The sequence below is a fragment of the Variovorax sp. P4_B11 genome (assembly GCF_056402355.1).
The window spans coordinates 1-14,718 of the sequence record NZ_JBFUHO010000106.1 but is presented as its reverse complement, the minus strand read 5'-3'; the positions used below and the strand labels follow the sequence as shown (position 1 = coordinate 14,718).

Genomic DNA, 14,718 nt, shown 5'->3' with positions numbered 1-14,718 from the left:
GCGTGTGGGTCGCTGCCCCCCGAGGGGGCCGCAGGCCGCCTTGGGGCGGCCCGGCGCCGGCCTGAGCCCCCACGCTCCCCCACTGCGCGTGGGTCGCTGCCCCCCGAGGGGGCCGCAGGCCGCCTTGGGGCGGCCCGGCGCCGGCCTCAGGTGCGCACCAGCGCAGCCGCCGGGTTCTCCGACTCGAGGACCTCCTGCGCCCAGGCTTCGAGCTTGCTGGTGTCGGCCCGCAGCACCTCCTGCTTGACCGCCAGGATCTGCGACGGATGCATCGAGAAACTGCGTAGCCCCAGGCCCAGCAGCAGCCGCGTGAACGTCACGTCGCCGGCCATCTCGCCGCAGACGCTGACGCCCTTGCCCTGACGCCGGCATTCGGCGATGGTTTCGGCCACCAGCCGCAGCACCGCCGGATGGGCCGGGTCGTACAGGTGGGCCACCGACTCGTCGGCACGGTCGATCGCCAGCGTGTACTGGATCAGGTCGTTGGTGCCGATCGACAGGAAGTCGAAGTGCTTCAGGAAGGTCTTGAGCGTCAGTGCCGCGGCCGGGATCTCGATCATCGCGCCAAGCTTCACCTTGCCGTACACCGCGCCGCGGTTGTCGAGCTCGGTGCGTGCGAAGTCGAGCAGCGACAGCGTCTGGTGGATCTCGCTGACATGCGCCAGCATCGGGATCAGCAGGTGGATCTCGCCGTGCGCCGCGGCCCGCAGGATGGCGCGCAGCTGGGTCAGGAACATCGCCGGGTCGGCCAGGCTCCAGCGGATCGCGCGCAGCCCCAGCGCCGGATTCAGGTGGAAATCCTCGCGCTGGGACTTGCCGTCCAGCTGCTTGTCGGCGCCGACGTCGATGGTGCGGATCGTGACCGGCATGCCCTTCATGCCATCGAGCGCGCGCCGATAGGCCTGGTACTGCTCCTCCTCGTCGGGCAGCCGCGTGAGGTTGTGCGCCTCGCGCCCCATGAACAGGAACTCGCTGCGGAACAGGCCGACGCCCACCGCGCCGGCCTTGACCGCACCGAGCGTGTCCTCGGGCATCTCGATGTTGGCCAGCAGGTCGACCCGCTGGCCGTCGAGCGTCACGGCCGGCTTGTGGCGCAGCCGGGACAGGCGTCCGCGCTCGAGGTCGCCCTGGCGCTGCTTGAAGCCGTACTCGGCCAGGATGATCGGAGAGGGGTCGACGATCATCACGCCGGTATCGCCGTCGATGATGACCCAGTCGTCCTGCCGCACCAGCTGGCTGGCGCTGCGGGCGCCGACCACGGCCGGGATGTCCATGCTGCGCGCGACGATCGCGGTGTGCGAGGTGCGGCCGCCGACATCGGTCACGAAGCCGGCGAACACGCTCTTCTTGAACTGCAGCATGTCGGCCGGCGACAGGTCGTGCGCGATCAGCACCAGCGGCGCGTCGAAGGCGTCGCCGGCGATCAGGTCGTGGTGGTCGTCTTCGTCGGCGGTGCGCTTGCGCCGCGGCGGCGTCGGCGCGAGCACCGCGGCCGTGCCCTTCATGCGGTGCAGCAGCCGCTCGACCACCTGCTCGAGGTCGGCCTTTCGCTCGCGCAGGTATTCGTCCTCCATCTCGTCGAACTGGCGCGCCACCACCTCGAGCTGGGTGGTCAGCGCCCATTCGGCGTTGTAGAGCCGCTCGACGATCCAGTGCTTGACGCCGCCCGTGAGCACCTCGTCCTGCAGCAGCATCTGGTGCACTTCGAGCAGCGCCGAGAGCTCGTGCGGCGCGTCGTTGGGCCCCATCAGCGCGACGCTCGCCTGCAGCTTCTGCAGTTCCTCGGCCACCGCGTTGCGCGCCATGCGCACGCGGTCGATCTCGGTCTCGATCTGCTCCGGCTTGATGAAATAGTGGGCGACGTCGATGCGGCTCGAGACCACCAGCACCGCCCGCCCGATGGCGATTCCGCGAGCAACGGGAAGGCCGTGGACGACGAAAGTCATGGCGCCCCCGTCATCCCATGAGCCAGCGCGAAGCGCGGGCTCTGCGGGTGAAACACCGGGGAACCGGCTTTGCCGGGCCGCTGGTGTTGCCCCCGGCGAGGAGGTGGGAGGCTACACGCAGTGAGCCGACCTGGGGGAGAGCCATCACTCGCCCTCGCCGAACTTGTCGTTCATCAAGGCGACGATCGCATCGAGCGCGTCCTGCTCGCCCTCGCCGAGGGTCTCGATCTCGACCGTGACACCCAACCCCGCGGCCAGCATCATCACGCCCATGATGCTCTTGGCGTTGACGCGGCGGTCGCCGCGCGAGAGCCAGACCTCGCACGGATAGCTGCCGGCGATCTTGGTGAGTTTGGCCGAGGCGCGTGCATGCAGCCCCAGCTTATTGCTGATGGTCACGGATGTCTTGGTCACTGTGCTTTCTTCTTGCCTGATTCTGCGGAGCCGCCACCGCCACCTGCATCACGCCCGCGGTGCCACCGGTAACGGCTCGCTGCACCAGCGTGTCGAGCGCTTCGTTGCGGTAGCTCACCGCGCGCAGCAGCATCGGCAGATTGACGCCCGCCACCAGCCGCGACCGGACGCCGTCGACGAGTTTCTGCGCCACGTTGCAGGGCGTGGCGCCGAACACGTCGGCCAGCACCAGCACCTGCGAGCGCGGCGCGAGCTGCAACTGGGCCAGCATGATGCGGGCGGCAGCGAGGGTTTCGTCCGGCGACACGTTGGGCAGCACGTCGAGCGCGACGATCGACGTCTCACAGTCGGGAAAGACATGCAGCGCGCACTGCCGCAGCGCCTGCGCGAGCGGAGAGTGGGCGATGATGAAAATGCTGTTCATTCGGATCGAAGGGCGGCCTGTCGATTATGCGGGGGCGGGCGCATCAGGCAACCTCCGTGCTTCGCGCTGCGGTATTCGCCTTGGGGCGGCCCGGCGGCGCATCAGGCAACCTCCGTGCTTCGCACTGCGGTATTCGCCTTGGGGCGGCCCGGCGGCTCATGGAACGCGCAAGCCCTCGAAGAAGGTGGGGAGCGCGTCGGCCGAGGACGGCTTGCCGATCACGGTCGCCTGGTAGAGCGCGACGCCGTCCGGTCGCTGCTGGGCGAACCAGAGCACATGCAGCGCCTTGGCGGAAGCGCCGCCCTCGGCCTCCGGCGTGTCGAGCCGCACCGGCGCGGGCGCATTGGCCGCGCGCGGCAGCACGGCCGCGGTTTCGGTCGTCGGGGCGCCGGCCAGCTGGCTGCGCGTCGCCGCGCGCCAGGCGCGGATCCAGCCTTCGGCCTGGGCCGGGTTGCCGGCGACGGCGTGGGCCACCGCGAAGGTGGCGCCACCGGTCTCGCAGCCCGCCATGTCGACCGTGACCGCGTCGACGCCGAGCGGCAGCGCGCGTGTCGCCCGGTCCGGCTTGCAAGGCAGCAGCGCGACGACGCCCTCATCCCCGATCGGCACCTCGCGCCAATTGAAGGTCGGGCTGCAGCCGGCGAGCGCGCAGGCAAGAGCCAAGGCGGGCGCGGCAAGGCGGGAACGGGTCATCGGGGCCATCGGAAACCCGATTATCGAACCGCCGCCCGATCGGAACTAAAATTCCCCCGACCGCTCCATCCCTTGCCCATGAAAAAAGTCATCTACGCCGCCGCTGTCGCGCTCGCCCTGGCCGTGGGTGTCGGCGTGTACCTGAATACCGGGGTGTCGGCGGCACCGACCTCCACCTTCGTGCTGCTCGACGGCAGCAAGAAGAGCACCGAGGACCTCAAGGGCAAGGTCACGCTGGTCAATTTCTGGGCCACCAGCTGTGTGACCTGCGTCGGCGAGATGCCCAAGGTCATCGCCACCTACGACAAGTACCAGGCGCGCGGCTACGACACGCTGGCCGTGGCCATGAGCTACGACCCGCCCAGCTACGTGGTCAATTTCGCCGAAACCCGCAAGCTGCCGTTCAAGGTGGCGATCGACAACACCGGCGCCGTTGCCAAGGCCTGGGGCGACGTGCAGCTGACGCCCACCACCTACGTCGTCAACAAGCGCGGCGAGATCGTCAAGCGCTACGTCGGCGAGCCCGACTTCGCCGAACTGCACCAGCTGATCGAGAAACTCCTGGCGGAAACCTGACCCCCGGCCGGCGCGGCCCGGCCCGAGTCACTTCTTCCGGAAGGTGTCGTGGCAGGTTTTGCAGGTTTCGCCGACGTTCGCCACAGCGGCCTTCAGCGCATCCAGATTGCCGGTCTTGGCCGCCGCCGCGAGTTTTTCCGTATCGGCCATCAAGCGCTCGTTGAGTTCCTTGAACTTCGCCTGCTCCTTCCAGATGTCGGGCTTGGCATTGCCACCCTCGGTGCCGGGTCCGAAAGCGGCCCAGGGCAGCTTCGTGATCACCGTGAGCACATCCGCGTTGGCGACCGCGGCGGCCTGGTCGAAGGGCGCACGACCGCTCGCCATGGCGGCAATGCGCCCAATGTGCTGGTTCTGCACGAACATCGCTCTCTGCCGGTACTTGATCGCATCCGCGGGCTTGGCGAACTGAGCGGCGGCCGGAAGCGCCAGGGCGAAAGCGGCGCCCGCAAGGGCGAACAGGGGCAATCGTTTCATTCTTGGTTCTTTCTGGAAAGCCGCGGGAAATGCCGCCTGGCCGAGTGTATGAATTTGCGCCCGCATACGACTAGAGACAACCCGCAGGGCGCGGCAGCCTGGAAGTTTGCTAATCTGCGGCTTCCGCCGCTGCGTCCACCGCTATCGATGACCGCCTCCTTCCAGTCCCACACGCCACGCGCGGGGCTGAGCGATGCGCCCTCGGAAACCCGCGTCTGGGATCTCCCGACCCGCGTCTTCCATTGGCTGCTCGCGACGGCGGTCGTCGCCCAGATCGCGACCGGATTCGGCGGCGCGATGGAATGGCACTTCCGGATCGGCTACACGCTGTTGGCGCTGCTGCTGTTCAGGGCGGTCTGGGGCTTCGTCGGCGGCCGCTGGTCGCGCTTCGCGGCCTTTCTCTATGCGCCGCGCTCGGTGGCCGACTACCTGCGCGGACAAGCCCCTCCCGACCATCTGGTCGGCCACTCGCCGCTTGGCGCGCTGTCGGTGTTCGCGCTGCTCCTGCTGCTCGCAGTCCAGGTTGCGACCGGCCTCTTTTCGGACGACGAGATCTCGAGTTCAGGCCCGCTCGCCCGCTTCGTCTCCGGCGGCATCGTCGGTGCGGCGACGCACTGGCACGCGGTGCTGGGCAAATGGATCGTGATCGTGCTGATCGGCCTGCACGTGCTGGCCGTGCTGTTTTATGTGCTGGTCCGTCGGCAACAGCTGCTGAGGCCGATGATCACCGGGGACAAGCGGCTGCTCGGCGGCAGCGTACCGCCGAGCCGTGACGACGCCGCCTCGCGCCTGCTGGCGATGGCGGTGTTCGCGGTCTGTGCCGCATTCGCGAGCTGGATCGCATCGCTGCGACCATGAGCCACTCCTTGTCACGTCCGCTGCCGCTTGCCGACACGCCGGAGATCGTCATGATCACGCCGGACGAGCCGCACGAACTCGACGCGGTGCGGGCGATCTTCCGCGACTATGCCGATTCGCTGGGCATCGATCTCGGCTTCCAGAACTTCGAGCAGGAACTGGTCGGCCTGCCGGGCGAGTACGCAGAGCCGCGGGGCGCCCTGCTGCTGGCGCTGGTCGACGTCGGCGAGGTCGCCGTCCCGGTCGATGCCGCGCCGCTGCCGCGCGGCCAGGGCCGGCTCGCGCACATCGCCGGCTGCTGCGCGCTGCGCCCGCTGGATACGGCCGACTACCCGAACGCGGCCGAGATGAAGCGCCTCTATGTGCGGCCGCAGTTCCGGGGCGTCGGCTTGGGCCGCCAACTGGCCGAGGCCATCCTGGATGCCGCCCGCGGTGCCGGCTATGCCTGCGTGCTGCTGGACACCCTGGACGACATGGAATCGGCCCGGGCCCTCTACGAGGACCTGGGCTTTGCGGAAGTGCCGCCCTACTATCACAACCCCATTGCGGGGTCGCACTACCTCAAGGCAGATCTCTAGCCCTTGGCTTGGGCCAGCAGGGTGTCGGCGTCGCTGACCTCGAACTTGCCGGGGCCCTCGACGTTGAGCGTCGCGACCTTGCCGTCCTTCACGAGCATCGAATAGCGATTGCTGCGCACGCCCATGCCGCGCGCGCTCAGGTCGAGCGTCAGGCCGGTGGCGGTGGCGAAGGCGGCGCTGCCATCGGCCAGCATGCGGACCTTGGTGCCGGTGTTCTGGTCGCGCGCCCAGGCGCCCATCACGAAGGCATCGTTGACGCTCACGCACCAGATCTCGTCGACGCCGGCGGCCTTGAAGTCGTCGTAGTGCTGCACGTAGCCCGGCACATGCTTGGCCGAGCAGGTCGGCGTGAAGGCGCCGGGCAGTGCAAACAGCGCGATGGTCTTGCCCGCGGCGGCCTTGGTGACGTCGACCGGGTTCGGTCCGATGCTGCAGCCCTCGCCTTCGACCTCGGAATACTCCTGCAGGGTGGCCGAAGGAAGGGTGTCGCCGACTTTGATCATTTGTGTGCTCCAGAAAAAGAAAAACGGCCCACATTGTGGGCCGCTTTCGGTTCGGGCGTGCGCCGCGGTGATCAGGCCGGCGCCGGGCCGCTCCCAAGGCGGCCTGCGGCCCCCTCGAGGGGCAGCGAACCGCACGCAGTGGGGAGCGTGGGGGTCTACATTCAGACCAGGACGGCCTTCTGCACCAGGCGGGTCACGACCCAGTTCTTCGACTTCGAGATCGGCCGGCTCTCGGTGATCTCGATGGTGTCGCCCAGCTTGTATTCGCCATTTTCGTCATGGGCGTGGTACTTGCTGGTCTTGGCCACGATCTTGCCGTAGAGCTCGTGCTTGACACGACGCTCGACCAGCACGGTCACGGTCTTCTGGCGCTTGTCGCTGACCACCTTGCCGATCAAGGTGCGCTTGAGGGACTTTTTAACTTCCGTCATGTTCACTCCTTACTTGGCGGCTTGGGTTTCTTGCTGCTTCTGAGCAAGAATGGTCTTGGCGCGCGCGATGTCGCGGCGGGTCACGCGCAGGGTCGAGGTGTTCGACAGCTGTTGCGTGGCCTTCTGCATGCGCAGGCCGAAATGGGCCTTCTGCAGGTCCTTGATTTCGGTTTGCAGGCCGGCGACGTCCTTGTCGCGCAGCACTGCAGCCTTCGAAGTCTTGGCCGGGGCCGCGACTTCCTTCTTCTTACGTGTTGCCATGGGGTGTTCTCCTCGATCAGGCGCCGAGCTGGCGTGCGACGAAGGTCGTGCGCAGCGGCAGTTTGGCAGCGGCCAGACGGAAGGCCTCGCGAGCGAGTTCTTCGGGCACGCCGACGATCTCGTAGATCACCTTGCCAGGCTGGATTTCGGCGACGTAGTACTCGGGGTTGCCCTTGCCGTTACCCATCCGCACTTCGGCGGGCTTGTGGGAGATCGGCTTGTCGGGGAACACACGAATCCAGATGCGGCCACCGCGCTTGACGTGACGCGAGATCGCGCGACGTGCGGCTTCGATCTGGCGGGCCGTCAGACGGCCGCGGTCGATCGACTTCAGGCCGAAGTCACCGAACGACACGGCGTTGCCGCGCGTCGCGATGCCGGTGTTGCGGCCCTTTTGTTCCTTGCGGAACTTTCTGCGTGCAGGTTGCAGCATTTTTGTTACTCCGTAGTTCTAAGACCGATCACTCGGTCTTGGCACCGTCAGCTGCTGCAGCTGGCGCGGCTTTGCGTACGCGCTTAACGGCGGGTTTCGAGTCTGCACCCGGGAGAGCCGGAGCTCCACCAGTGGCTTCTGCGGGCTTGTCGCTGCCATCGGCCGGCGCGGTGTTGCCACCGATCGGGCCACGGGCACCGGCGCGCGGGCCAGGACCGCGACGGTCCGAACCCGGACGATCGCCACCCGGGCGACCATCGCGACGCGGGCCGCGGGGGCGGCGCTCGTCGTCGGGACGCGGCGTTTCGACGGCCGGCAGGTCGTTGCGACCCAGCGTGTCGCCCTTGTAGACCCAGACCTTGACGCCGATGACGCCGTAGGTGGTCTTGGCTTCCGAGGTGCCGTAGTCGATGTCGGCGCGCAGCGTGTGAAGCGGCACGCGACCTTCGCGGTACCACTCGCAACGCGCGATTTCGATGCCGTTCAGGCGGCCCGACGACATGATCTTGATGCCGAGGGCACCCAGACGCATGGCGTTTTGCATGGCGCGCTTCATGGCACGGCGGAACATGATCCGCTTCTCGAGCTGCTGCGTGATGCTGTCGGCGATCAGCTGGGCATCGATTTCGGGCTTGCGCACTTCTTCGATGTTGACCGCGACCGGCACGCCGAGCTGGCGGCCGAGTTCACGCTTGAGGTTCTCGATGTCTTCGCCCTTCTTGCCGATCACGACGCCCGGACGTGCCGAGTAGATCGTGATGCGGGCATTCTTGGCGGGACGCTCGATCAGCACGCGCGAAACCGATGCGTTCTTGAGCTTCTTCTTCAGGTACTCGCGCACCTTGATGTCTTCGGCCAGCATGCCGGCGAAGTCTTTGTTGCTTGCGTACCAGCGGCTGGACCAGTTACGGCTGACCGCGAGGCGGAAGCCGGTGGGGTGGATTTTCTGTCCCATATTTTTTCCAGCCTTAATTGCCAACCGTCACGTACACATGGCACGTGGGCTTGCTGATGCGATTTCCCCGACCCTTGGCGCGCGCGGTGAAGCGCTTGAGCGTGGCGCCTTGCTCGACGTAGATGGTCTTGACCTTCAGTTCGTCGATGTCGGCACCGTCGTTGTGCTCGGCGTTGGCGATCGCCGACTCGAGCACCTTCTTGATGATCACAGCGGCCTTCTTCTGCGTGAACTGCAGAACGTTGAGCGCTTGATCGACCTTCTTGCCGCGGATCAGGTCAGCGACCAGACGGCCCTTGTCGACCGAGAGGCGGACGCCGCGGAGGACTGCACGTGTTTCAGACATGGTCGTTCCTTACTTCTTCTGGACTTTCTTGTCCGCGGGGTGCCCCTTGAACGTGCGCGTGAGCGCAAATTCGCCGAGCTTGTGGCCGACCATCTGGTCGGTGATGTACACGGGCACGTGCTGCTTGCCGTTGTGCACGGCAATGGTCAGGCCGATGAACTCGGGCAGGACCATCGAGCGACGCGACCAGGTCTTGATCGGCTTCTTGTCCTTGGTCGTCACGGCCTTGTCGGCCTTGGCCACGAGGTGGTGGTCGACGAACGGACCCTTTTTGAGAGAGCGAGTCATGTGCTAACCCTTACTTCTTGCGACGCGACACGATGAAGACTTGCGTGCGCTTGTTGTTACGGGTGCGATAACCCTTGGTCAGATTGCCCCATGGGTCGACAGGATGGCGGCCTTCGCCGGTCTTGCCTTCGCCGCCACCGTGCGGGTGGTCGACCGGGTTCATCACCACGCCGCGAACGGTCGGGCGGATACCCATCCAGCGCTTCACACCGGCCTTGCCGAGTTGGCGCAGGCTGTGTTCTTCGTTGGCGACTTCACCGATGGTGGCGCGGCATTCGACGTGCACGCGGCGGACTTCACCCGAGCGCATGCGCACCTGGGCGTAGACGCCTTCGCGGGCCAGCAGCGTGGCGGAGGTACCTGCCGAGCGAGCGATCTGCGCGCCCTTGCCGGGTTGCAGTTCGATGCAGTGGATGGTCGAGCCGACGGGGATGTTGCGGATCGGCAGCGTGTTGCCGGCGCGGATCGGGGCTTCCGAACCGCTCAGCAGCGTGGCACCGGCTTCCAGACCGCGCGGGGCGATGATGTAGCGGCGCTCGCCGTCGGCGTAGCACACCAGCGCGATGTGGGCGGTGCGGTTCGGGTCGTATTCGATGCGTTCGACCTTGGCCGGGATGCCGTCCTTGTTGCGCACGAAGTCCACCACGCGGTAGTGGTGCTTGTGGCCACCGCCCTTGTGACGGGTCGTGATGTGACCGTTGTTGTTGCGGCCGGCCTTCTGGAACTGCGGCTCCAGCAGGGGGGCGTGCGGCGCACCCTTGTACAGGTGGTCCCGCGAGATCTTCACCGCGCCGCGTTGGCCCGGCGAAGTGGGTTTCATCTTGATGACGGCCATGATTAAGCGCCTTCCCCGACGAGGTTGAGCTCTTGACCAGCCTTCAGCGTGACGTAGGCCTTGCGAACGTTGTCGCGACGACCCATCGACTTGCCGAAGCGCTTGGACTTGCCCTTGGTATTGAGCACCGACACGCCCTGGACTTCGACCTTGAACATCAGTTCAACAGCGGCCTTGATCTCTGGCTTGGTGGCGTCTTGCAGCACCTTGAATGTGACAGCATTGGACTTCTCGCCGACCATCGTGGCCTTTTCGGACACGACCGGGGCGACCAGCACGTTCATCAGGCGACCTTCGTCGAACTGACGCTGCTTGGGCGTAGGGTTCATGCGGCTCATGCGAACATCTCCTTGAGCTTGTCGACGGCACCCTTGGTGACCAGCACCTTCTTGTAGTGGACCAGCGACACCGGATCGGCGTAGCGCGGTTCGACCACGAGCACGTTGACCAGGTTGCGCGAGGCCAGGTACAGGTTTTCGTCGACTTCTTCGGCGATCACGAGGACGGACTCGAGATTCATCGCCTTGAACTTGGCGGCCAGCGCCTTGGTCTTGGGCGAGTCGACCTTGATCGAATCGACCACGGCCAGACGGCCTTCGCGAGCGAGTTGCGAGAAGATCGACGCCATGCCGGCGCGGTACATCTTCTTGTTGATCTTCTGCGAGAAGTTTTCGTCAGGCATGTTCGGGAAGATGCGGCCACCCCCGCGCCACAGCGGCGAGGACGTCATACCGGCACGGGCGCGGCCCGTTCCCTTTTGCTTGAAAGGCTTCTTGGTCGAGTGCTTGACCTGTTCGCGGTCCTTCTGGGCGCGCGTGCCTTGGCGGGCATTGGCCTGGAATGCGACGACGATCTGGTGAACCAGGTCTTCGTTGTAGTCACGGCCGAACACGGTCTCGGGGGCGTCGTACTTCGACGCGGCCTGGCCTTGTTCGTTCAGGAGTTCGAGTTCCATTACTTGGCTCCTTCAGCGGCTTGCGGCTTGGCCTTGACGGCCGGACGCACGGTGACGAAGCCACCCTTCGAGCCGGGGATCGCGCCCTTGATCAGAAGCAGCTGACGTGCTTCGTCGATGCGGATCACGTCGAGGTTCTGGGTCGTCACGGTGACGTCGCCGAGGTGGCCCGTCATGCGCTTGCCGGGGAACACGCGACCGGGATCCTGCGCCATACCGATGGAGCCGGGCACGTTGTGCGAACGGCTGTTGCCGTGCGACGCGCGCTGCGAGCTCATGTTGTGGCGCTTGATCGTGCCAGCGAAGCCCTTGCCGATCGAAGTGCCTTGCACGTCGACCTTCTGGCCCACCGCGAACACGCTGCCTGCGGCAATGACGCCACCGGCCTTGTGCTGACCGGCCGTATCGGCGGTCACGCGGAATTCCTGGATGATTTCACCGGCTTCGACACCCGCCTTGGCGAGGTGGCCGGCGGCCGGCTTGGTCACGCGCGATGCTTTGCGCGAACCGAACGTCACTTGCAGTGCGACGTAGCCATCGGTCTCTTGGGTTTTGATCTGGGTCACGCGGTTGTTGGACACATCCACCACCGTGACAGGAACTGCGTCCCCGTCATCGGTGAAGAGACGCATCATCCCCACCTTGCGGCCCAGCAACCCGAGGGAGTTGCTCAGACTCATTTGTTTTCTCCAAAAATGGAAGTCCTCGCCCGCCGCTGCCACTTCAATTGGCGACAGCGTTGGACCCCTTCATGCGCTTGCGTTTTCACGCCTTCGCGCTCGAGGGCCCACGAACGAGGGTTGTTAAAGTTCCCGCCTGACCGCAATCCCTGGATTCCCAGGAAGGCGCAAGTTAGGCAGAGCCGAAGATTATAGCCCGCAAGCGCCCAAAGGCGCAAGCGAGCGCTTCAGCGAAGCCCGGGAGGGCTACTTGACCTGCATCGGCAGGATCTTGTCGCCGTCGGCTGAGCGCTTGAGGGCGCCGCCGGCCGGGGCCACGGAGGTCGGCTTGCCGACCGGGACCGCGACCGAAGTGGCGCTGGTCGCGCCGAATTGCGTGGTGAAGACGTTCAGATAGCCGATGCCGGTCGCGGCCGGCACCACCTCCACGGTCCAGGTGGCAGCCTGCCCCGCCGGCAGGCTGCGGGTCGACTCGGCGCCCACCAGCGACAGGCCCCCTTCGGTCGCGAGCCGGACCGTGGCGCCGGCCGGATCGACGATGCCGTCGAAGCTCAATTGCACCGCCACCGCCTGGCCGGCCTGCGGCGTGCCGTCGACGCGGTACTGGACCACCACACCGGCCCCATTGGCCTTCATCGGCGCGGTCGTCATCGGTCCTCCGCCGGCTTCGGCTGCCAGGGGCGCGGCCAGCGCCAGGGCGCAAGCCAGGGCGGCCCCGATTCTCACTGGATGCTGACGTTGAAACATGTCGATGCCGAGGAGTTGTTGAAGTCGTTGATCACCAGAACGTTGTCGCCCGCAGGCAGGCTGACCGCCTTGCTCTCGCTGCTGCCGAAACCGATGCTTTCGTCGATCAGCCGGCCGCTGTAGACCGCGAAATCCGGGTCGGCCGTGCTCGGGCCGGTGACGGTGATCGTCCGGACGCCCGCGCCGGGGATGGCGAAGCGCAGGTAGACGTAGTTGCCGAGCTTGTTGGGGGCGCCCGCCGTATTGGACACGCAGGCCGTGGTGTTGCCGGGGACTGTGGCCTGGCTGTACATCGGCAGCGCGCCGGACACGCCGCCGGTGTTCGTTTCCTGGGCGCCGAAAGCATCGCCAGCAGCGGCGCTGATCTGCTCCGAGACCAGCAGGCTGGACAAGGCCGAGGCGCTGGAAGGCGCCACGGCGTAGAAGGCGGCGGCGAAAGGATGGATGGAGCTCACCGCCACGCCGTTCTTGAAGGCGGCGGCGGTCAGGGTGTCGTTGATCGGCTTGAAGCCGACCTGGCTGTTCAGGCGCCAGAGGATCGAATGCACCGAGGCCTCGCGGAACCAGCCGGGAGTGGCGGCGGCGCCCGAACTGAGATCGATGTTGGTGCCCGGCCCTTGCGATGCGCCGACCGAATCCGTGTAGTTGCGGCGCGCCAGCGCGATGCCGGACCAGGCATTTCCCCACCCTTCCGAAAAGGCCACGCGGCGGTCCAGGCGGTCGTTCAAGCCATGGCTGCCGCCCGGCGAATCGTCGCGGCTGAAGGCCGACTGGTAGTAGTGCCCCCATTCATGGGCGATCACCGATTCGTCGTATTCGTCGGTGTCGACGTTCTCCTTGCCGAGCACGTAGATGGCGCGCCCGGCGCTGCTGGTCGAGAAGGAGGTGGTCCCGATCTGCCCGAGCGCAGGATTGCCGCTGGCCGGAACGTTGTTGGGGCTCCAGAAGACGCGCAAAGGCGGGAAGGCGGTAGCGGGCGCGACCGACAGCATCTTCGCCTGGGCGGCGTAGACGGCGTCGAGCACCGCGAACGGCGCGGCGGCCCGGGTCGAGGCGTAGTGCGTGCCGTCCCAACCCGACGGCGCCTGGACGTCCCGGGTGCCGGCCGCGACGCCGCTGGAAAACGATGGCGTCTCGATCGCATAGAGGGCGTCGGACTGGGTGTTGTCGCGCACGGAGACATCCCAGCTCGCGCCGCCGCCGGCCTGCACCATCTGGGCCTTGATCCGCACCAGGACCTGGGTGCTCGAGGGGACCGACACCGCGTAGGCGCCATTGGCGTCGGTGGTCGTCGTCGCAACGACGTTCGACCCGCTGTCGACGATCTCGACGTTGGCGCCACGAATCGGTTTCGGTGCGGCGGCCGCATAGACCAGTCCGCCGTCGGGATTCGGGACCGAGACGTAGGTCGCGGTACCGCTCAGACTGACGGTGCCGGCACCCGGAGTGCCCCCGGCGGCCCCCGGCAACGCAGCGAAGCCGCCGCCGCCACCCCCTCCACCGCAGGCCGCGAGCACCACCACGCCCGCCAACGCCACGCTTCGCCAAACCCACTTCACCTGCATTCCGCACCTCTCTGAGAAATTACCTCGCCTCTGATGAGCGTTTTCTGCGCAAGTTGCAGATTTTTCCGAGGATGCCACAGAGAAGCCAGAATAAACAAAGCCCGCCTACATTTCTGTAGGCGGGCTTCACAAAAAGAGCAACAGCAGGTATTTACTGCAGCTTGATCTCGACGTCGACGCCGGCCGGCAGGTCGAGCTTCATCAGCGCGTCCACGGTCTTGTCGGTCGGGTCGACGATGTCCATCAGGCGCTGGTGCGTGCGGATCTCGAACTGGTCGCGGCTGGTCTTGTTGACGTGCGGCGAACGCAGGATGTCGAAACGCTTCATGCGGGTCGGCAGGGGCACCGGGCCCTTGACGATCGCGCCGGTGCGCTTGGCGGTATCGACGATCTCGGCTGCCGACTGGTCGATCAGCTTGTAGTCGAACGCCTTCAGGCGGATGCGGATTTTTTGCTTGGTAGCCATGGTGATTCCTTCGCTGCTTCGAATCAGATGTCGAGGATCTTGGCCACGACGCCCGAACCCACGGTGCGGCCGCCTTCACGGATGGCGAAGCGCAGGCCTTCTTCCATCGCGATCGGGTTGATCAGCTTCACCGTGATCGACACGTTGTCGCCCGGCATGACCATTTCCTTGTCCTTCGGCAGCTCGATCGCGCCCGTGACGTCGGTCGTGCGGAAGTAGAACTGCGGACGGTAGTTGTTGAAGAACGGCGTGTGACGGCCGCCCTCGTCCTTCGACAGAACGTACACCTC

The 14,718-nt window shown here is 66.3% G+C and carries 23 protein-coding genes; 3 read left to right on the top strand and 20 right to left on the bottom strand.

Annotation, left to right across the window (positions count from 1 at the left end):
* Positions 1–146 precede the first annotated feature (146 nt).
* The 4 genes from ptsP to AC1DYD_RS39860 form a co-directional block, all read right to left on the bottom strand.
* A complete protein-coding gene (ptsP, locus tag AC1DYD_RS39875) occupies positions 147–1,946 on the bottom strand; it encodes a phosphoenolpyruvate--protein phosphotransferase (RefSeq protein WP_478178238.1) in 1,800 nt (599 codons plus the stop codon).
* A gap of 144 nt (positions 1,947–2,090) precedes the next feature.
* Positions 2,091–2,360 (bottom strand): HPr family phosphocarrier protein, encoded by a 270-nt coding sequence (locus AC1DYD_RS39870; RefSeq protein WP_478178237.1) that lies wholly within the window; start codon positions 2,358–2,360, stop codon positions 2,091–2,093.
* Complete coding sequence (locus tag AC1DYD_RS39865) at positions 2,329–2,784, bottom strand: PTS sugar transporter subunit IIA (RefSeq protein WP_478178236.1); 456 nt, start codon at positions 2,782–2,784, stop codon at positions 2,329–2,331. The genes AC1DYD_RS39870 and AC1DYD_RS39865 overlap by 32 nt, the downstream gene beginning before the upstream one ends.
* 156 nt (positions 2,785–2,940) lie before the next feature.
* Positions 2,941–3,477, bottom strand: coding sequence for a hypothetical protein (locus tag AC1DYD_RS39860; protein WP_478178235.1), 537 nt, complete (start codon positions 3,475–3,477; stop codon positions 2,941–2,943).
* A gap of 78 nt (positions 3,478–3,555) precedes the next feature.
* On the opposite strand from AC1DYD_RS39860, the gene AC1DYD_RS39855 reads away from it, so the two are divergent.
* Positions 3,556–4,053, top strand: coding sequence for a TlpA disulfide reductase family protein (locus AC1DYD_RS39855; RefSeq protein ID WP_478178234.1), 498 nt, complete (start codon positions 3,556–3,558; stop codon positions 4,051–4,053).
* A 27-nt stretch (positions 4,054–4,080) separates the two neighbouring features.
* Here the strand turns inward: AC1DYD_RS39855 and AC1DYD_RS39850 are convergent, their stop codons facing one another.
* Complete coding sequence (locus tag AC1DYD_RS39850; RefSeq protein WP_478178239.1) at positions 4,081–4,527, bottom strand: c-type cytochrome; 447 nt, start codon at positions 4,525–4,527, stop codon at positions 4,081–4,083.
* A 147-nt stretch (positions 4,528–4,674) separates the two neighbouring features.
* On the opposite strand from AC1DYD_RS39850, the gene AC1DYD_RS39845 reads away from it, so the two are divergent.
* Together AC1DYD_RS39845 and AC1DYD_RS39840 are read left to right on the top strand one after the other, a co-directional pair.
* Positions 4,675–5,385, top strand: a complete 711-nt coding sequence (locus tag AC1DYD_RS39845) for a cytochrome b/b6 domain-containing protein (RefSeq protein WP_478178233.1) — start codon at positions 4,675–4,677, stop codon at positions 5,383–5,385.
* Positions 5,382–5,963 (top strand): GNAT family N-acetyltransferase, encoded by a 582-nt coding sequence (locus AC1DYD_RS39840; RefSeq protein ID WP_478178232.1) that lies wholly within the window; start codon positions 5,382–5,384, stop codon positions 5,961–5,963. Before AC1DYD_RS39845 ends, AC1DYD_RS39840 begins: the two co-directional genes overlap by 4 nt.
* Here the strand turns inward: AC1DYD_RS39840 and AC1DYD_RS39835 are convergent.
* The 15 genes from AC1DYD_RS39835 to AC1DYD_RS39765 all read right to left on the bottom strand — a co-directional run.
* Positions 5,960–6,466 carry a redoxin family protein gene (locus AC1DYD_RS39835; RefSeq protein WP_478178231.1) on the bottom strand — a complete coding sequence of 169 codons (507 nt, stop codon included), beginning with the start codon at positions 6,464–6,466 and terminating at the stop codon, positions 5,960–5,962. The genes AC1DYD_RS39840 and AC1DYD_RS39835 overlap by 4 nt on opposite strands.
* Positions 6,467–6,627: 161 nt before the next feature.
* A complete protein-coding gene (gene rpsQ / locus AC1DYD_RS39830) occupies positions 6,628–6,897 on the bottom strand; it encodes a 30S ribosomal protein S17 (RefSeq protein ID WP_158726241.1) in 270 nt (89 codons plus the stop codon).
* 9 nt (positions 6,898–6,906) lie between these two features.
* Positions 6,907–7,158 carry a 50S ribosomal protein L29 gene (rpmC, locus tag AC1DYD_RS39825; RefSeq protein WP_478178230.1) on the bottom strand — a complete coding sequence of 84 codons (252 nt, stop codon included), beginning with the start codon at positions 7,156–7,158 and terminating at the stop codon, positions 6,907–6,909.
* A gap of 16 nt (positions 7,159–7,174) precedes the next feature.
* On the bottom strand, positions 7,175–7,591 hold the full coding sequence (rplP, locus tag AC1DYD_RS39820) for a 50S ribosomal protein L16 (RefSeq protein WP_028250943.1): 417 nt from the start codon (positions 7,589–7,591) through the stop codon (positions 7,175–7,177).
* Positions 7,592–7,619: 28 nt separating this feature from the next.
* Positions 7,620–8,546: a 30S ribosomal protein S3 gene (rpsC, locus tag AC1DYD_RS39815; protein WP_478178229.1), complete on the bottom strand. Its 927-nt coding sequence runs from the start codon at positions 8,544–8,546 to the stop codon at positions 7,620–7,622.
* A gap of 13 nt (positions 8,547–8,559) precedes the next feature.
* Positions 8,560–8,892, bottom strand: coding sequence for a 50S ribosomal protein L22 (gene rplV, locus AC1DYD_RS39810; protein WP_007838134.1), 333 nt, complete (start codon positions 8,890–8,892; stop codon positions 8,560–8,562).
* A 9-nt stretch (positions 8,893–8,901) separates the two neighbouring features.
* The gene (gene rpsS / locus AC1DYD_RS39805; RefSeq protein WP_007838132.1) at positions 8,902–9,180 is read right to left on the bottom strand and encodes a 30S ribosomal protein S19; all 279 of its coding nucleotides are present in this window, start codon (positions 9,178–9,180) and stop codon (positions 8,902–8,904) included.
* Positions 9,181–9,190: 10 nt separating this feature from the next.
* Positions 9,191–10,015, bottom strand: a complete 825-nt coding sequence (gene rplB / locus AC1DYD_RS39800) for a 50S ribosomal protein L2 (protein ID WP_286370947.1) — start codon at positions 10,013–10,015, stop codon at positions 9,191–9,193.
* Between the two features lie 2 nt (positions 10,016–10,017).
* Positions 10,018–10,344: a 50S ribosomal protein L23 gene (rplW, locus tag AC1DYD_RS39795; protein ID WP_478091358.1), complete on the bottom strand. Its 327-nt coding sequence runs from the start codon at positions 10,342–10,344 to the stop codon at positions 10,018–10,020.
* Positions 10,345–10,349: 5 nt separating this feature from the next.
* Positions 10,350–10,970, bottom strand: a complete 621-nt coding sequence (rplD, locus tag AC1DYD_RS39790) for a 50S ribosomal protein L4 (protein ID WP_286569495.1) — start codon at positions 10,968–10,970, stop codon at positions 10,350–10,352.
* Positions 10,970–11,650 (bottom strand): 50S ribosomal protein L3, encoded by a 681-nt coding sequence (gene rplC, locus AC1DYD_RS39785; RefSeq protein WP_478178228.1) that lies wholly within the window; start codon positions 11,648–11,650, stop codon positions 10,970–10,972. Before rplC ends, rplD begins: the two co-directional genes overlap by 1 nt.
* 246 nt (positions 11,651–11,896) lie before the next feature.
* On the bottom strand, positions 11,897–12,301 hold the full coding sequence (locus tag AC1DYD_RS39780; RefSeq protein WP_478178227.1) for a hypothetical protein: 405 nt from the start codon (positions 12,299–12,301) through the stop codon (positions 11,897–11,899).
* A gap of 71 nt (positions 12,302–12,372) precedes the next feature.
* Positions 12,373–13,956, bottom strand: coding sequence for a carboxypeptidase-like regulatory domain-containing protein (locus AC1DYD_RS39775; RefSeq protein ID WP_478178226.1), 1,584 nt, complete (start codon positions 13,954–13,956; stop codon positions 12,373–12,375).
* Positions 13,957–14,113: 157 nt separating this feature from the next.
* The gene (gene rpsJ / locus AC1DYD_RS39770; RefSeq protein WP_028250951.1) at positions 14,114–14,428 is read right to left on the bottom strand and encodes a 30S ribosomal protein S10; all 315 of its coding nucleotides are present in this window, start codon (positions 14,426–14,428) and stop codon (positions 14,114–14,116) included.
* Positions 14,429–14,451: 23 nt separating this feature from the next.
* On the bottom strand, positions 14,452–14,718 hold a 267-nt coding region (locus tag AC1DYD_RS39765), incomplete at its 5' end, for an EF-Tu C-terminal domain-related protein (RefSeq protein ID WP_478137308.1).

What these genes read in the sequence shown, in the direction of transcription:
- AC1DYD_RS39860 (WP_478178235.1), bottom strand. Translation starts at nt 3,477, where the DNA reads ATGACCCGTTCCCGCCTTGCCGCGCCCGCCTTGGCTCTTGCCTGCGCG.
- rpsC (WP_478178229.1), bottom strand. Translation starts at nt 8,546, where the DNA reads ATGGGACAGAAAATCCACCCCACCGGCTTCCGCCTCGCGGTCAGCCGT.
- rplD (WP_286569495.1), bottom strand. Translation starts at nt 10,970, where the DNA reads ATGGAACTCGAACTCCTGAACGAACAAGGCCAGGCCGCGTCGAAGTAC.
- rplC (WP_478178228.1), bottom strand. Translation starts at nt 11,650, where the DNA reads ATGAGTCTGAGCAACTCCCTCGGGTTGCTGGGCCGCAAGGTGGGGATG.
- rpsJ (WP_028250951.1), bottom strand. Translation starts at nt 14,428, where the DNA reads ATGGCTACCAAGCAAAAAATCCGCATCCGCCTGAAGGCGTTCGACTAC.
- rpsS (WP_007838132.1), bottom strand. Translation starts at nt 9,180, where the DNA reads ATGACTCGCTCTCTCAAAAAGGGTCCGTTCGTCGACCACCACCTCGTG.
- rpmC (WP_478178230.1), bottom strand. Translation starts at nt 7,158, where the DNA reads ATGGCAACACGTAAGAAGAAGGAAGTCGCGGCCCCGGCCAAGACTTCG.
- AC1DYD_RS39840 (WP_478178232.1), top strand. Translation starts at nt 5,382, where the DNA reads ATGAGCCACTCCTTGTCACGTCCGCTGCCGCTTGCCGACACGCCGGAG.
- rplP (WP_028250943.1), bottom strand. Translation starts at nt 7,591, where the DNA reads ATGCTGCAACCTGCACGCAGAAAGTTCCGCAAGGAACAAAAGGGCCGC.
- rpsQ (WP_158726241.1), bottom strand. Translation starts at nt 6,897, where the DNA reads ATGACGGAAGTTAAAAAGTCCCTCAAGCGCACCTTGATCGGCAAGGTG.
- AC1DYD_RS39845 (WP_478178233.1), top strand. Translation starts at nt 4,675, where the DNA reads ATGACCGCCTCCTTCCAGTCCCACACGCCACGCGCGGGGCTGAGCGAT.
- AC1DYD_RS39850 (WP_478178239.1), bottom strand. Translation starts at nt 4,527, where the DNA reads ATGAAACGATTGCCCCTGTTCGCCCTTGCGGGCGCCGCTTTCGCCCTG.
- rplV (WP_007838134.1), bottom strand. Translation starts at nt 8,892, where the DNA reads ATGTCTGAAACACGTGCAGTCCTCCGCGGCGTCCGCCTCTCGGTCGAC.
- AC1DYD_RS39780 (WP_478178227.1), bottom strand. Translation starts at nt 12,301, where the DNA reads ATGACGACCGCGCCGATGAAGGCCAATGGGGCCGGTGTGGTGGTCCAG.
- rplW (WP_478091358.1), bottom strand. Translation starts at nt 10,344, where the DNA reads ATGAACCCTACGCCCAAGCAGCGTCAGTTCGACGAAGGTCGCCTGATG.
- AC1DYD_RS39835 (WP_478178231.1), bottom strand. Translation starts at nt 6,466, where the DNA reads ATGATCAAAGTCGGCGACACCCTTCCTTCGGCCACCCTGCAGGAGTAT.
- rplB (WP_286370947.1), bottom strand. Translation starts at nt 10,015, where the DNA reads ATGGCCGTCATCAAGATGAAACCCACTTCGCCGGGCCAACGCGGCGCG.
- AC1DYD_RS39855 (WP_478178234.1), top strand. Translation starts at nt 3,556, where the DNA reads ATGAAAAAAGTCATCTACGCCGCCGCTGTCGCGCTCGCCCTGGCCGTG.
- ptsP (WP_478178238.1), bottom strand. Translation starts at nt 1,946, where the DNA reads ATGACTTTCGTCGTCCACGGCCTTCCCGTTGCTCGCGGAATCGCCATC.
- AC1DYD_RS39865 (WP_478178236.1), bottom strand. Translation starts at nt 2,784, where the DNA reads ATGAACAGCATTTTCATCATCGCCCACTCTCCGCTCGCGCAGGCGCTG.